This window comes from Marinomonas aquiplantarum, assembly GCF_003314975.1.
Lineage (GTDB): Bacteria > Pseudomonadota > Gammaproteobacteria > Pseudomonadales > Marinomonadaceae > Marinomonas > Marinomonas aquiplantarum.
Genome location: NZ_QNRF01000003.1, coordinates 66,173 through 82,421 on the forward strand (window position 1 = coordinate 66,173; position 16,249 = coordinate 82,421).

A 16,249-nucleotide genomic window follows, 5' to 3' on the forward strand; every position below is an offset into this window, starting at 1 on the left:
AATAATTCTACTAAGCCTAGTTCAAGTAAGGCTTAAACGCATCCGATGGACGCTCTTCAAAACCGAAATCTGTTTTCACCAATAAGTAAGCCGCAATGCCATTTTGCTCTGCAAACTCAAGCCCTTTTTCAGGACCTAAAACGGTAATGGCCGTTGCCAAACCGTCTGCCATGGTGGTTGTTTTGTCTATTACAGTAACAGAAACTAAGCGATGAGTAATGGGCTTGCCCGTTAAAGGGTTAATCGTATGGGAATAGCGAACCCCATTTTTTTCGAAATAATTTCGATAATCACCCGATGTCGCCACCGCCATATTATCTAACTCAATTACTCGCTCTGCCATTTCATGACCACCGGCAGGACTTTCAATCGCAATTCGCCACATTGCGCCATCTGGCTTCTCACCTTTGGAGGCAATTTCACCACCCACTTCTACAAGAAAACTTTCAATACCGTTGTTCTGTAAAACTTGAGCAACCGCATCGACACCATAACCTTTGGCAATCGAAGACAAATCCACATACAGATCTTTTTGTTTAGTGAGCTTATTGCCCTCTAACGTCAAACTCTGATAGCCCACTTTGGATTTGGCCGCTTCAATTTCAGCATCACTTGGCACTCTATCTTCGCGACTTCCTGGGCCAAAGCCCCATAGATTCACAAGCGGCCCAACGGTGACATCATATTCACCCTTCGTCATCTGGCTAATCAACAACGCCTTATCGATGACATGAGCCATTTCATCACTGATCATCAAAGACGACCCCGCTGGCATTTTATTAAAACCAGACAATTCAGAACTTGGGTCGTAGGTTGACATCAGCTTATTGACTCTAACCAAAGCGGCATCCACACCCTCTTTTAAGGACCAAGGATTTGAGATATCGCTCGTGGTATAAAACTTTACCGTATAGGTAGTGCCCATTGTCGGGCCAGAGAAACTAACAAGCTCGGGAGTAAAAGAAGAGCAGCGATAAACCACCGCTAACAGAATAAGGACACACGCTGACAATAGTATTTTTTTACGCATAACACATCTTTTTAGTTAGCAACAAAATAAAGACCCACCAAATGGTGGGTCTTTATTCAGGCATTAGCCACCGAAATCATCCAACAAGATGTTTTCTTTCTCGACACCTAAATCTTCCAGCATCTTAATAACAGATGCGTTCATCATTGGAGGTCCACACATGTAGAACTCACAATCTTCAGGCGCTGGGTGATCTTTCAGGTAGTTTTCATACAAGACGTTATGAATAAATCCTGTTTTACCTTCCCAGTTGTCTTCTGGCTGAGGGTCAGACAACGCCAAGTGCCATTCGAAGTTATCGTTCTCTTCTTGCAACTTGTCGTACTCATCCATGTAGAAGGCTTCACGCATACTACGCGCACCATACCAGAAAGAGATCTTACGCTTAGACTCTAAACGCTTAAGCTGATCAAAGATATGTGAACGCATTGGCGCCATACCAGCACCACCACCAACGAAGACCATTTCTGCATCGGTATCTTTCGCGAAGAACTCACCGAAAGGACCGTATACTTTGATCTTATCGCCTGGTTTCAAGCTAAATACATAAGATGACATTTGACCTGGCGGCAAATCATCTTTACCTGGAGGCGGAGAAGCAATACGGATATTAAATTTCACCAAGCCTTTCTCTTCTGGGTAGTTCGCCATAGAGTAAGCACGGATAACCGTTTCATCCACTTTCGATGTGAACTTCCACAAGTTAAATTTATCCCAGTCACCACGGTACTCTTCTTCGATATCGAAGTCTTTGTAGTGAACGGTATGAGCTGGCGCTTCAAGCTGAACGTAACCACCGGCACGGAAGTCAACGTTCTCACCTTCAGGTAATTTCAAAGTAAGTTCTTTGATGAAAGTCGCAACGTTTGGATTGGACTCAACAGTACACTCCCACGCCTTAACACCAAATACTTCTTCAGGAACTTCAACGTCCATATCTTGCTTAACAGACACCTGACAAGAAAGACGGTAACCCTCTTTCTCCTCACGACGTGTAAAGTGTGACTGCTCAGTAGACAGCATAGAACCGCCACCACTTGTCACTTTACATTTACACTGGGCACAAGTACCACCGCCACCACAGGCAGAAGACAAGAAAATACCACTGTTTGCTAATGTTTGAAGTAATTTACCACCTGCAGGTGCCGTCACTTCTTTTTCACCATTGATGCGGATTGTAACGTCACCCGTACTCACCAAGCGGGCACGAGCAGCAAGAATAATTGCTACCAGCGCCAACACGATGGCGGTGAACATTACCACACCTAGAATAATTTCTAAGTTGACCATGTTAGTTAAACCCTATTCTTCGTTGTCCAAATGCACGGCCGATTAAAGCTGTACACCAGAGAATGACATAAAACCTAAGCTCATCAGACCGACAGTAATGAAGGTAATACCCAAGCCACGTAGACCAGCAGGCACATCTGAATACTTAAGTTTCTCGCGAATACCAGCAAGGGCTGCAATTGCAAGCGCCCAACCAACACCAGCGCCCACACCGTAAACCAAACTTTCACTGAAGTTGTAGTCACGCTCTACCATGAACAGGGACGCACCCATGATGGCACAGTTTACAGTGATCAGCGGTAAGAACACCCCAAGGGCGTTATACAATGCCGGCATGTATTTATCGAGAGTCATCTCAAGGATTTGAACCACCGCGGCGATAACGCCGATGTAGCTCAACAGACCCAAGAAGCTCAGATCCACATTGCCATAACCCGCCCATTCAAGTGCGCCGTCTGCCAACAGGTTTTTATACAATACATTGTTCAAAGGAACCGTAATCGCCAAGACCACGATAACCGCAATACCCAAACCAATGGCGGTTTCTACTTTTTTGGACAAAGCCAAGAAAGTACACATACCAAGGAAGAAGGCAAGCGCCATGTTCTCAACAAATACCGCCTTAACAAAAAGACTGATTAAGTGTTCCATTTATAGGGCCTCCTGCGCACGTGAATTAGCAGCAATCTTGAATTCTGGCTCTTCCACCTGCTCTTTCTTGTAAGCACGTAGCGCCCAGATAACCAAACCGATTACGAAGAATGCACTTGGTGGCAACAACATCAAGCCGTTTGGCTGATACCAACCGCCATTTTGTACAGTGGCGAAGATTTCAACACCGAACAATTTACCAGCACCCAACAATTCACGGAAGAAGGCAACAATGATCAACATCACACTGTAGCCAAGACCGTTACCAATACCGTCTAGGAAACTCATGCCTGGACCATTCTTCATAGCGAAGGCTTCAGCACGACCCATTACGATACAGTTAGTAATGATCAAACCTACAAATACAGACAATTGCTTACTGATCTCAAAAGCAAAGGCTTTCAAAATCTGATCTACCACAATTACCAAAGAAGCAATAATGATCATCTGTACAATGATACGAATGCTGTTTGGGATATGGTTTCGAATAATCGCAATAAAAAAGTTAGAGAACGCCGTTACCAAGGTTAAGGCAATCGCCATAACCAAAGACACACTCAAACTACTTGTTACTGCCAATGCAGAACAAATACCCAAGATCTGCAAAGCAATCGGGTTATTAGACAGAATTGGTCCAAAAAGGACGTTTTTGACATCAGACATTATTGAACTCCTTCGCTACGAAGATGAGACAAGAAAGGACCAAAGCCTTCTTTACCCAACCAGTATTGAACAAGGTGAGTCACACCACGGCTAGTCAATGTAGCACCAGACAGGCCATCCACCTTGTGAGAGGCATTTGGATCAGAACTGTCTACACCACCTTTAGCAAGCGCAATAACCGCTTGACCTTGGTCGTTGTAAACTTCTTTACCTTTCCAAAGCGCTTTCCAGTTAGGATTATCAACTTCACCACCCAATCCAGGTGTTTCAGCTTGGTCATAGAAACCAAAACCGATCACTGTATTGTAGTCGTTCTCTAACGCCATAAAACCATACATAGTCGACCATAGGCCGTAACCATGGACTGGCAAAATAATACGCTCAATGTCGTCACCTGACATAACCAAGTAAACAGAGGCATAGTTTGAACGACGCTTGATACCAGCAGGATCGTTCTCACCTGACAAAGTAATCGACAAGCTTGGATCTTTCGCTGCGGCTTTCTGATCAAACGTCTCAGGGTTAATACCTTCCGCTTTCAACTCTTCAGCTGACGCGAATTCACCTGTTTGCAAATCGACGATGCGAGTCTCTACTGACGCAAAGATCTCATCAACCGACTTACCATCTTCAAGCATTCCCGCTGCGGACAAAATATTACGCTTACGGTCTTCATCTTTGTTGGCGTTCTGAATTGGCTTTAAGCCTACTGCCGCGGCTGCGACAAAAATAGAACACACAAGACACAAAGCAAACGCGACAAGAATGGTCTTTTTAATGCTATCGTTACTGCTAGCCATTGCGTGCAATCCTCCGTTTAATGTTCGCTTGAACAACAAAGTGGTCAATAAATGGCGAGAACAAATTCGCAAACAAGATTGCCAACATCATACCCTCTGGGTAAGCCGGGTTAACAACACGAATCAAGACAACCATTAGACCAATCAGCGCACCATAGAACCACTTACCTCGGTTCGTCATAGACGCGGATACAGGGTCAGTTGCCATGTACATCATACCAAACGCGAAACCACCCAATACCAAATGCCAGTACCATGGGGTAGCAAACATTGGGTTAGTGTCTGAACCAATCACGTTGAACAGCAACGACATACCAACCATGCCTAGCATGACACCAGCGACAATACGCCAAGCCGCAATTCGCATGATCAACAACGCACCACCACCGATAAGGATAGCCAATGTTGATGTTTCACCCATTGAACCTTGGATGAAGCCAAAGAAAGCATCAGACCAAGCAACTGTCACACCAGGCACACCGCTTGCCGCCAATTGGCTTAGCGCTGTCGCACCAGAGAAACCATCAACAGCCGTCCAAACCGCATCACCCGACATAGACGCTGGGTAAGCAAAGAACAAGAAAGCACGGCCAGCAAGTGCTGGGTTCAAGAAGTTTTTACCTGTACCACCAAACACCTCTTTCGCCAGAACCACACCAAAGGTGATACCCAAAGCAACTTGCCATAGCGGCACTGTCGCAGGAAGAGAAAGAGAGAATAGGATAGAAGTAACAAAGAAGCCTTCGTTTACTTCGTGCTTACGCACTGCAGCAAACAGAACTTCCCAGAAACCACCGACAATAAAGGTCACAAGATAAACCGGCAAGAAATGCATCGCACCGTAAATCATGTTGTCCCAGATGCTACTCGGGTCATAATTTGTCAAACCACCGATCACAGCGTGACGCCATGTATCTGCAGCAGTCACTCCCATTGCTTCCATGGCAGTATTGGCTTGCAAGCCAATGTTGTACATACCAAAGAACATCGCTGGGAAAGTACACATCCAAACAAGAATCATGATACGTTTCATATCAACCGCATCACGAACATGGGAACCATTTTTCGTTACAGAGCTTGGACGGTAGAAAATGGTATCAACCGCTTCGTAAAGCGCATACCACTTTTCGTATTTACCACCTGAATGGAATTCAGGCTCCATTTTATCAAGTACTTTTCTAAGTCCCATGAATTAACCCTCTTTCTCGATTAGAGTTAGGCAACTACGAAGAATAGGACCGTATTCGAACTTACCAGAACAGCTGTAAGTACAAAGTGCTAAATCTTCATCGTCTAACTCAAGCGCACCTAGCTTTTGAGCTTGCTCTGTGTCATTCACCACCAATGCACGCAGCAATTGAGTTGGCAGAATGTCCATCGGAATCAAGCGCTCAAAGTTACCAAGTGGCAACATAGTACGGTCACTACCATTTGTTGTCGTCGACATTTCAAATGACTTCTTACCTGTCAGTTTAGAAATAAACACATTCATTAGAGAGTGTTTTTCTACACCGGCACGAAGGTAGTGCATCATTTGACGCTCACGCCCTTCACGCAATACAGAGACTTGATTATGGTAACGACCCAAGAAAGCAAAAGGACCAAACGCATTACGTCCAGACAATACCGAGCCAGAAACAATACGATTGTCATCATCAGACAATTCGCCTGCGGTTAGTTGCTCTAGACTTGCACCAAGTTGAGTGCGAATCAAACGAGGGTTTTTAACCTGTGGTCCAGCTAATGCTACTACACGCTCAACACTTAACTCGCCAGTAACAAACAATTTACCGATGGCAATTACGTCTTGGTAATTAATAGACCAAACCGTTTTCTTGTCACTTACAGGATCAAGTAAGTGGATGTGTGTTCCGGCTAGACCCGCTGGGTGTACGCCTGCAAATTCTTCAACAGTCACATCAGACGTTGTTGGCACTTTAGCGCCTGGTGCTTTACAAACAAACACCTTACCTTCTGTCAAACGCGTCAGAACGGTCAAACCATCTGCAAACGCTTCCGCTTGCTCAGCTAAGACAACTTCTGGGTTCGCCGCCAATGGATTAGTGTCCATTGCCGTAACAAAGATAGAGTTCGGCGCAGTATCAACACCAGGAACTTTAGAGAAAGGGCGTGTACGGAACGCAGTCCACAATCCAGAATCAACTAGATTATCAACAACTTTACTACGCTCTAACGATTTTAATTCTGATCCAGAATAAGCGGCAAAGGTTTCGGATTCGTCACCTTCTACATTAATCAGGATAGATTGAAATACACGTCGCTCACCGCGATTAATCGCAGCGATGGTGCCAGAGGCCGGGGCAGTATACTTTACACCTTCCGTTTTTTTATCCGTAAAGATAACTTGCCCTTTCTTTACCTTATCCCCTTCCTGAACCAGCATGGTCGGTTTCATTCCATGATAGTCAGGACCGATCAAAGCAACTGTTTTTGCTGCTAACGTACTCTCAATCACTTGCTTGGGAGCACCTGCGATCGGAAGATCAAGGCCTTTTGTAATTTTATACATATGTTCTGCCCAACAATAAATTGAACACAAAAGCGTAATGTGTCATTGCTTGCACCCCCCTCCGGGAAAGCATGTACAAGCGTTTAGCTAACGTAAAGATAGCTAAAAACACAAACTCACTTCACCTAAAAACCGACGTATTATAATGATCATTGTCGACATTGACCAGCGTAACGCACCGCCTTTGAGCAGCAAGTTTGATCGAAAACTACGAGTTTTTTCTCATTCGTCTATTTTCCGTACAAAAAATAGGCCTTTTTTTGTTGGTTTATCACCACGGAAATTCTATCGACCTATTGTTATCCATAAACAAAGCAATCCAAAGGCGACTTTTTTCAGTATAGAAAAAAGCATTCTGATTGCTAAGTTGATATAGCAGAACGAAACCGCCACAATATTGCTTACTTATAAATAGTAGGCTCACAAACACGGAAGCAAAATTTATGATCAAACCTGACGCTCAGATTCATATTAGTAATTTACGCCTACGAACCTTTATTGGATTCAATGAATCCGAAAAAACCAACAAACAAGATGTCGTGATCAACGCTTGGATACACTACCCTGCCGATCAAGCTTACAATACGGATGATGTTGAAAACGCAGTTAACTATCGAACCATCTGCAAACAAATGATAGCTCACACTGAAAATAATCGCTTTTTATTGCTGGAAAAGCTAACAGCAGATTTATTGGAAATTTGCATGTCGCCCAGTCATGTTACCTTTGCCAAGGTAGAAGTGGCCAAGCCACACGCGTTAAGATTTGCCGACTCTGTTTCTTTAACCCTCTCCGCTACTCGAGACAAATAACCTCCAATGACACAAAACATGTCCATTACTCTAAAGCCGGGATTCAAAAACCACATCCAAGGTCTAGAAGGCAGCCGCAAAGCCCTGCAACTTCTCGCCATATCGGCACAATACAACACCCCCATCCTTTATATGGCCGATACTGTTGCCGAGCTCAATGAGCTGGAAGATGAAATTCACTTTCTGAAAACCTCACAACAACAGGTGCTTAGATTCAGTGATTGGGAAACTTTACCGTACGACGCCTTCTCTCCTCATCAGGACATCATCTCGCAACGACTCGAAACGCTTGCCAAAATTAATGAGAGCAACAGCCCGATCATACTGGCCACAGTCGCCTCCTGTATGATTCGCTTATGTCCGAAGCAACACCTTGATAGAGAGCGCTTTCATCTAAAAGAAGGTCAACAGCTGCCAGTCGAAACATTAGCAGATAAATTAAGCAAAGCCGGTTATTTAAATGTAGACACTGTGCATGAACATGGTGAGTTCGCGATTCGCGGCGCACTCATGGACATCTTTCCGACTGGCGCAGAGAACCCGATCCGCATTGACTGGTTTGACAACGACATTGACTCTATTCGTTGGTTTGACCCAGAAACCCAGCGCAGTATTAATAAATTCACAGAAATTAACATGCTGCCGGCAAAAGAATTCCCAACCACCAGCCAAAGCATTCAGCACTTTCGTCAAGCGTTCCGAGAACGATTCGACGTAGACCCTCTGGCATGCCCAATTTATCAAGACATTTCCAGTGGCCTAATGCCAGCAGGCATTGAATATTATCTCCCCTTATTTTTCGAACAAACGTCAAGTCTATTCGACTACCTGAATAAGGATACGTTAATCATCCGCTCTGATGTCTTCAATGAACAACTAGCCAGTGTGCAATTGGACTTTCGTAGTCGCCACGAATCGTTAAGCTACAACATAGAACGACCTATCTTGACGCCAGACGAAGTAACATTAAAAGAAGACGAAGTATTCAGCCTGCTTAATCAGTTCAGTAATGTCATCTTTTCTGCGCAAGGCGATCACCCACAATATCAAGCGATAGACGACGTTAAAATTGACTCTAAAGCGGACGACCCGTTAGCAAAATTAACGCACTATTTAAACGCGACCCAAAATCGAACCTTGATTGTGGCGGAATCAGCAGGGCGACGAGAAGCTTTGCTCGACCTTCTCAAAAAACATCAAATCGCCCCAAAACAAGTCAATGATTGGGCCGACTTCATACAGACAGACCACCCCCTCGCGATTACCGAAGGTCGAATAGGAAGAGGCTTCTCCATTTTAAATGATGTCTCCCTGATTCCTGAGAGCGACATTCTTGGGGAACGGGTTTCCCAACACCGACGTCGTAATAAACAACAGAACATCAGTGAAGACGCCATCATTCGTAACCTTACGGAGTTGCGCATGAATGCACCTGTGGTTCACATTGACCATGGTGTCGGACGCTATCTTGGCCTGACCAATTTAGAGATTGATGGTCAAGAAACCGAACTGCTAACGCTTGGCTACGCCAACGACGCTAAGCTTTATGTTCCAGTTTCCTCATTGCAACTTATTTCCCGTTACACCGGTGCCGACGAAGATACCGCGCCACTACATAAATTGGGCACGGACAAATGGAGCGTAGCCAAACAGAAAGCGGCCGAAAAAGCCCGTGACACGGCCGCTGAACTACTGGAAATTTATGCCAAGCGTGAATCCAAAATAGGCCATAATTTTGCCAAACCAGATGACCAATATGAGATCTTTTCAGCGGGCTTCCCTTTTGAAGAAACCCCAGATCAACAAATGGCCATTGATGCCGTCATACAAGACATGTCAGCCAAAAAGGCCATGGACAGATTGGTTTGTGGTGATGTGGGCTTTGGTAAAACCGAAGTCGCCATGCGCGCGGCCTTTTTAGCCGTGCAGGATGGCAAGCAAGTCGCTGTGTTAGTGCCCACCACCCTACTTGCTCAACAACATTACGAGAATTTCTGTGACCGCTTTGCCGATTGGCCGGTCGAAATCGAACTCTTGTCTCGCTTCCGTTCGGGCAAACAAACCACCGCCGCCATTGATCGCTTAGAAGACGGCAAAGCTGACATTGTGGTTGGCACACACAAATTGATCCAAGGTGACATTCGATTTGCCAATTTAGGCCTGGTCATCATTGATGAAGAGCATCGATTTGGGGTGAAACAGAAAGAGCAATTTAAGACCCTCAGATCAGAAGTCGATATCCTGACCCTAACCGCCACTCCGATTCCACGGACGCTTAACATGTCCCTATCTGGCATTCGCGACTTGTCTATTATTGCCACCCCACCAGCCAAACGCTTGTCGGTTAAAACCTTCGTTAAGCAAAAAGACGAACATCAGGTGAAAGAAGCCATTTTACGAGAGCTGCACCGCGGTGGTCAGGTGTACTACCTACACAATGAAGTACAAACCATTCAAAAAGCCGCAGAAGAATTAGAAGCGCTTATTCCAGAAGCTCGAATAATGGTTGGTCATGGTCAAATGCGCGAGCGAGAACTGGAGCAGGTAATGTCTGACTTCTATCACAAACGCGCCAATGTGTTGGTTTGCTCGACCATTATCGAAACCGGCATCGACATCCCTAACGCCAACACCATCATTATTGAGCGAGCGGATAAGTTTGGTTTAGCACAATTGCACCAATTACGTGGCCGGGTTGGTCGATCACACCATCAAGCCTACGCTTACTTATTGACGCCAAACGATCGCAAAGTCACCTCAGATGCCGAGAAACGCCTCGAAGCCATCAGTTTGGCTGATACACTCGGCGCTGGTTTCACTCTGGCAACCCACGATTTAGAAATTCGTGGTACAGGGGAATTATTGGGTGACGGACAAAGCGGTCATATTGAACACGTTGGCTTCTCACTCTTTATGGAAATGCTGGATCGTGCGGTGAAATCCCTGAAAAATGGCGAGTCGCCTGATGTCGATATCTCAACGCCTGCGCAAACCGACATCAACCTGCGCGTGCCAGCACTGATCCCAGAGGATTACCTAGGCGATGTACATTCGCGCTTGATTTTGTACAAGCGTATCGCTAACGCCAGCACCAGCGAAGAGCTAAAAGATTTGCAAGTAGAAATGATTGATCGCTTTGGGTTATTACCCGATGCCACTAAGAATTTGTTCCGCCAGACGGAAATAAAGCTAAAAGCCGAACAACTTGGCATTAATAAAATTGAAGCAAACGCAAAAGAAGGTAAAATCTTCTTTAATAGTAAAACGCCTGTTGACCCAATGAAGTTAATCAGCCTGATTCAGAAAAAGCCAGAGACCTACAAACTGGCTGGTTCGGATACTCTTAAGTTCCTTGCCAATATGAACAGCTCTGAAGATCGCTTCCAACAGACCACAAAAACGTTGGAATTATTACATTGAAAAAATTAGCCCTTACTCTCTTTACGCTGCTTTTTATCAGTAGTCCAAGTCAAGCGATTGATGAGCCCATCGACCCGGATACGGCCAGAGCTTATGAAGGTTACATCGTTACCTTTATTTGGCCAGATGATCAAACCAGTGAGCAAATTGACTATAAAAACATTCTCTCTACGGAAGGCTTATTACGCCTTGAGGAAGCACCAATCGATGCATCGACCTCGACCGAGGATACACCAACCGATGTGACACAAAATACCGAAAACGAACCGACAAGCCAGCCTGGCTTACCTGAGCCGTTCGTGAAAATAGCGGAGAAATTAGGACGGAACGTTCGTATTTTATCGAACCAACAATGGACACTGATATTTAGACACCCAGGCGACACAATTGAGAAATCTTTTCACAGTGAAGAAATAAAAGACGGTTACCCTGAGTTAACCGGTGACATTCGCATCAAACTCGGCCGTTACTTGGAGTCAGACATTCAATACAAACACTTTTTGTTTGATAGCTTCACCCAACCGGATACCTCCCTGCCCGTTGAAGAGAACCAAAACAGCCTATTCTTTTCTAGTAAAGAGCCTAATAAAGAGCCTAGTAAAGAGCATAATCAAGAAGCCGAACTGACTCGCTCAGGAGATTTAAAAGCATTTGAGCCTGCGCTTGTTTTAACCCTCGACATGCGCAACAAGACGGCCAGTAAAAAGCTCAACTATTTGGACCACCCAACCATCGGTAGCTTGCTGTATTTTCAACCGTTAGACTTAGAAGAAGCGGTTGAAAAAATCGCCCTTAAAACCATGTCGCCAGAAACAGGCCAGAGTCTTACCTTTGATACCTTAAACAGCACCAATGAGCTTACTCGACCTCAGGCCATCACAGCACCACTGCAAATCGCGCCAAGTGAGTAGCGCTTCCAGCTGATCTCACCGCGTTAAAGGCGAGGTTTGTCTTGCTGTTCATGCACGACAAGACAAACCGCCAAACTCTCACCATCAATCAATCAATTCGTGCTCTAGGGCGTATTTGATTAAGCCTGCTGAAGTATGAATGTCCAATTTATTCTTGAGATTCTGACGGTGAGTTTCTACTGTTCTCACACTGATGGATAAAGACTGGGCAATTTCTTTATTGGACAAACCAATAGCCACTTCTTTCAGCACCGCCACTTCACGCTTGGTTAATTCTTCATAACCTTTCGATTCCGTCTCGGTAGTGGGTGAAAACAAAGAATCAGAAGCACCGGAGCTGAAATACGTTCCGCCCTGGTAAACCGTATTAATCGCCTGAACCAATTCCTCTGAAGACACGTCTTTAAGTATGTAGCCATTGGCACCAGATTGAATCAAAGACAAAATATACTCTTTATCATGATGCATACTGAGCATCAAAATTTTAACGCTTGGTAGCTCAGCCTTAAAACGCTTAGTGGCTTCTAAGCCATTTAACACTGGCATAGAAACATCCATTAAAATCAGATCAGGCTTGGCATCATGAGCCTTTTCTAAGGCTTCCAAACCATTTGAAGCTGTCCCTATGATGTCAATATTATCTTCCAATTCTAGACGAGCCTGCAGCCCATCCAATACCAACATATGATCATCAACTAAGAGAACGCGGATTTTTTTTGTCATTGTTATCGCTCTTTTTTGACTTGCTAAAATTGTTTTTCTAGGGGCAATGAAGCATGCACCTTAGTACCCTTGCCACGCTGAGACTCCAATATAAAATCACCGCCAATCAACTCTAAGCGTTCACGCATATTGATCAGTCCAATGCCAGAAGACGATTCCCCTTTATCGGCAAAGCCTCGACCATCATCCAAACACTCAAACACAATATGTCGATCAGATTGCCATACTTGCAATTCAATAAGATTGGCATGGGCGTGCTTTTCAATGTTGGTTAACGACTCCTGAGTAAGCCGATACAAAGTAATCTCAATTTCGTCCGGTATCTTAGTCGATACCTGAAAATGATAGACCACATCAATCCCTGTGCGCTCAGTAAATTGATCGATTAAGGCTTTTAATGCGGTGTCTAGACCAAGATCATCCAACAGAGTTGGGCGCAAATTATGCGAGATTTGCCGTACTTCATTAATCGTCTGACCAATAACATCACTGGCCTTAGCCAACTCTAATTGCACTATGTCTTTATCATGCTCTCGCTTCAACTTTTTGCCCGCAAGTTCAATGCGAAACTTACAGCTCACTAACAACTGATTGATTCCATCATGCAATTCACGAGAGAAACCTCGACGTTCATTCACCTGCAAACGCATAAAGCGCTGTGCCACTTCTTTCAAACGGGAGTCGGCTAATTTATGCTCATGAAGGTTGATCGCCAACCCCAGTAAAATCACCAATATAACCGTGATCACAACGACTATAATGACACTGATAAAACTGCGCTGAATATTGTCATTCATGATTGCTTGGGTTTTGGCCAACTCAGCATAAACATCGTCTAAGTATAAGCCAGTGCCCATCATCCAACCCCAACGATCAATCGCTACGACGTAACCAATCTTATCCTCTTGAATCATCAGTGGTGGTTTTTCCCAAATATATCTATGGTAGCCCCCACCTGCTTGCGCCGCCTTAATAAGACCTTGAATCAAATAATTGCCGGAGCGATCCTGAAACTCCCACAGATTCTTCCCCACAAAATCTGGCTGAGTAGGATGCACTAAATTCACCCCAGTCATTTCATAAGCAAAAAAGTAACCGTCGTCTTCATAACTCAAGTTAGCCAAAATATCCTTTACCTGAGATTGAGCTTCTTGCTCTGTTAAAGCCATATTTTCAAGTATTGGTGAAATCGCCGACATAGCAATATTGACGTGATTTTTTAAGGCGAGCTTTTTGGCACTGACCAGATTATATTCATAGATGGAAAGCTCTTGGGAAGCCAAGTCTCGGGCAGACTGCAAACCCAAGTAGGTAATAATGGTGGTCGCAACGATAAGAGGGGCGATGGCAAGTAGGATGATTTTACTTTTTAAACCCACGAAACCACCTTCTTTTATTATTTGATGCCATGTACAAGTAAGCACACCGCATGATATCGGTTAAATTAGAGGCGAAAAGCGGGTCAAAAACCCGCTTCTGCATCATGCTTATGAACAGCTAAAGTTTAGTTCATTCCATACCAGCCAGGGAATACCATAATGCTGGCCAAAACAAGAATTTGAATCAATATAAACGGTGTCACCCCTTTATAGATGTCCGTGGTTCTAACCGAGCTGGGAGCAACCCCTTTCAAATAAAACAAACTGAATCCGAAAGGTGGCGTCAAGAAAGACGTCTGTAAATTCATCGCAATCAAAATCGCAAACCAAATCATGTTAATGCCTAAAGCCTCTGCAACAGGCGCTAGAATTGGCACAATAATGAACGCAATCTCGACAAAATCAATAAAGAAGCCCAGTATCAAAATGGCGATCATGGCTAAAATGATAAAGCCCCACTTCTCACCCGGTAAACTCAACAAAGCCTCTTCCACTATGTAGTCGCCGCCGGTGTAACTAAAGGCCATCGAAAAAGCGGTCGCCCCCATCAAAATAGCAAACACCATCGCGGTTACTTTAACCGTTTCGAGTCCACTGTCGTACAGCATTTTCCAACTAAACTGACGATAGATTAACGCCAAAATAATCGCACCAACACCACCTAACGCCGAGGACTCAGTTGGCGTCGCAATACCAGTAAATATGGAACCCAATACAATCAATACCAAAGCCAAAGGAGGAATAATGGCTTTTAAGGCGCTGCGAATTTGTTGCGCGCGAGTTTCCTTATCCAAATCCTGAGGCATCGCTGGTGCCATATCAGGGTTCAAAAAGGTTAAAATCAAAATATACGCTATGTAGCAACCAATCAGCACCATGCCCGGCATAAGAGCCGCTTGAAACAAATCCCCTACCGGAATTCCCAGCACATCACCGAGAATAATCAAAATAATCGACGGTGGAATGATTTGTCCTAAAGTACCTGAAGCGCAAATCGTGCCACACGCTAAGGACTTGTTGTAGTTGTACTTCAGCATGACCGGCAAAGAGATCAATCCCATGGCCACGACACTCGCTCCCACTACCCCTGTTGACGCCGCTAACAAAGCACCAACCAAAATAGTCGAAATAGCCAGACCACCTCGGACACCACCAAACAGTTTGCCCATGGCTTCAAGTAACTGTTCAGCCAATCGTGTCTTCTGCAACACGATGCCCATAAAGACAAACAGAGGCACAGCCATCATAACTGTATTTTCCATATAGCTCTGGATACGGAACGGCATAAAGGCAAACATATCAAAACCTTCGGCAAAGACACCAAAGATCAAAGCAATACCACCAAAGGTAAAAGCAACAGGGAAGCCCAGCAATAGCATTACTAGAGCAACAAAAAACATGATTATACCAATCATAAACAACCTACAAGTTTAAAATGGTGACAAGGATTAATGCTGAATTGGCGGATGGGAGAAGCCTTCTTCGCTCACCCCTCGCAGCACATTAATGCAGCGAATAATCATGCCAAGGCCGGTAATCGCCATGGAAAAAAAGGCAAATGGGATAACGGCTTTTATAATCCATCGATAAGGCAAACCACCTGGATCACCACTGGTTTCGCCAAGCAAGAATGCTTCATGAGAAAAGCTTATACCGTAATAGCCAACCAATAAGGTGAAAGGCATTAAGAAGCACACACAACCAAACAGATCGATCCACGCTTTACCACGAATGGACAAGTTTTCATAAATCAGATCGACACGAACATGACCACCATGCTGAATACCATAAGGTATGCCTAGCAAGAAGATAGCGGCGTACAAATGCCACTCTAACTCTTGCATCGCAATGGACACATCATTAAAGGCATAGCGCATTAAGACGTCATAGAAGACATTAAACAGCAAAGCAATGAACAATAAGGTTGAGGCCATTCCAAGCGCATTTGCAAAACGAGTAATACCACGCTCTAAGCGGATTAAAAACATCACGAACTCCTATGCAAAACAAGGCGAATGACAAACATTCGCCTTGTTTAGA

General features: G+C 44.6%; 14 protein-coding genes. 3 read left to right on the plus strand and 11 right to left on the minus strand.

Annotation, left to right across the window (positions count from 1 at the left end; translation table 11 throughout):
- Window positions 1-16: 16 nt before the first annotated feature.
- The 7 genes from DFP76_RS06150 to DFP76_RS06180 all read right to left on the minus strand — a co-directional run bounded on the left by DFP76_RS06150 (window position 17) and on the right by DFP76_RS06180 (window position 6,964).
- The gene (locus DFP76_RS06150; protein WP_113873786.1) at window positions 17-1,030 is read right to left on the minus strand and encodes an FAD:protein FMN transferase; all 1,014 of its coding nucleotides are present in this window, start codon (window positions 1,028-1,030) and stop codon (window positions 17-19) included.
- 63 nt (window positions 1,031-1,093) lie between these two features.
- Entirely contained in the window at window positions 1,094-2,320 is a 1,227-nt protein-coding gene (gene nqrF / locus DFP76_RS06155; protein WP_113873787.1) for an NADH:ubiquinone reductase (Na(+)-transporting) subunit F, read from the minus strand.
- Window positions 2,321-2,362: 42 nt separating this feature from the next.
- Window positions 2,363-2,971 (minus strand): NADH:ubiquinone reductase (Na(+)-transporting) subunit E, encoded by a 609-nt coding sequence (nqrE, locus tag DFP76_RS06160; protein WP_063333410.1) that lies wholly within the window; start codon window positions 2,969-2,971, stop codon window positions 2,363-2,365.
- The gene (locus DFP76_RS06165; RefSeq protein WP_063333411.1) at window positions 2,972-3,634 is read right to left on the minus strand and encodes an NADH:ubiquinone reductase (Na(+)-transporting) subunit D; all 663 of its coding nucleotides are present in this window, start codon (window positions 3,632-3,634) and stop codon (window positions 2,972-2,974) included.
- A complete protein-coding gene (locus DFP76_RS06170) occupies window positions 3,634-4,434 on the minus strand; it encodes a Na(+)-translocating NADH-quinone reductase subunit C (protein WP_113873788.1) in 801 nt (266 codons plus the stop codon). Before DFP76_RS06170 ends, DFP76_RS06165 begins: the two co-directional genes overlap by 1 nt.
- The gene (locus tag DFP76_RS06175) at window positions 4,427-5,623 is read right to left on the minus strand and encodes an NADH:ubiquinone reductase (Na(+)-transporting) subunit B (protein WP_113873789.1); all 1,197 of its coding nucleotides are present in this window, start codon (window positions 5,621-5,623) and stop codon (window positions 4,427-4,429) included. The genes DFP76_RS06170 and DFP76_RS06175 overlap by 8 nt, the downstream gene beginning before the upstream one ends.
- Before the next feature lie 3 nt (window positions 5,624-5,626).
- A complete protein-coding gene (locus DFP76_RS06180) occupies window positions 5,627-6,964 on the minus strand; it encodes a Na(+)-translocating NADH-quinone reductase subunit A (RefSeq protein ID WP_113873790.1) in 1,338 nt (445 codons plus the stop codon).
- Between the two features lie 443 nt (window positions 6,965-7,407).
- Between DFP76_RS06180 and folX the strand changes: the two genes are divergently transcribed.
- Genes folX through DFP76_RS06195 form a run of 3 tightly spaced genes read left to right on the plus strand, consistent with a single transcriptional unit; the run spans window position 7,408 to window position 12,107 of the window.
- Window positions 7,408-7,776: a dihydroneopterin triphosphate 2'-epimerase gene (gene folX, locus DFP76_RS06185; RefSeq protein WP_220150984.1), complete on the plus strand. Its 369-nt coding sequence runs from the start codon at window positions 7,408-7,410 to the stop codon at window positions 7,774-7,776.
- A 6-nt stretch (window positions 7,777-7,782) separates the two neighbouring features.
- Window positions 7,783-11,196, plus strand: a complete 3,414-nt coding sequence (gene mfd / locus DFP76_RS06190) for a transcription-repair coupling factor (RefSeq protein ID WP_113873791.1) — start codon at window positions 7,783-7,785, stop codon at window positions 11,194-11,196.
- Window positions 11,193-12,107 (plus strand): hypothetical protein, encoded by a 915-nt coding sequence (locus DFP76_RS06195; protein WP_113873792.1) that lies wholly within the window; start codon window positions 11,193-11,195, stop codon window positions 12,105-12,107. Before mfd ends, DFP76_RS06195 begins: the two co-directional genes overlap by 4 nt.
- A gap of 84 nt (window positions 12,108-12,191) precedes the next feature.
- On the opposite strand, the gene DFP76_RS06200 is transcribed toward DFP76_RS06195, so the two are convergent.
- The 4 genes from DFP76_RS06200 to DFP76_RS06215 form a co-directional block, all read right to left on the minus strand.
- Complete coding sequence (locus tag DFP76_RS06200) at window positions 12,192-12,830, minus strand: response regulator transcription factor (RefSeq protein ID WP_113873793.1); 639 nt, start codon at window positions 12,828-12,830, stop codon at window positions 12,192-12,194.
- Between the two features lie 23 nt (window positions 12,831-12,853).
- Entirely contained in the window at window positions 12,854-14,209 is a 1,356-nt protein-coding gene (locus DFP76_RS06205) for a cache domain-containing protein (RefSeq protein ID WP_113873794.1), read from the minus strand.
- A gap of 125 nt (window positions 14,210-14,334) precedes the next feature.
- On the minus strand, window positions 14,335-15,624 hold the full coding sequence (locus DFP76_RS06210; protein WP_113873795.1) for a TRAP transporter large permease: 1,290 nt from the start codon (window positions 15,622-15,624) through the stop codon (window positions 14,335-14,337).
- 33 nt (window positions 15,625-15,657) lie between these two features.
- Complete coding sequence (locus DFP76_RS06215) at window positions 15,658-16,197, minus strand: TRAP transporter small permease subunit (protein WP_181799799.1); 540 nt, start codon at window positions 16,195-16,197, stop codon at window positions 15,658-15,660.
- Window positions 16,198-16,249 lie beyond the last annotated feature (52 nt).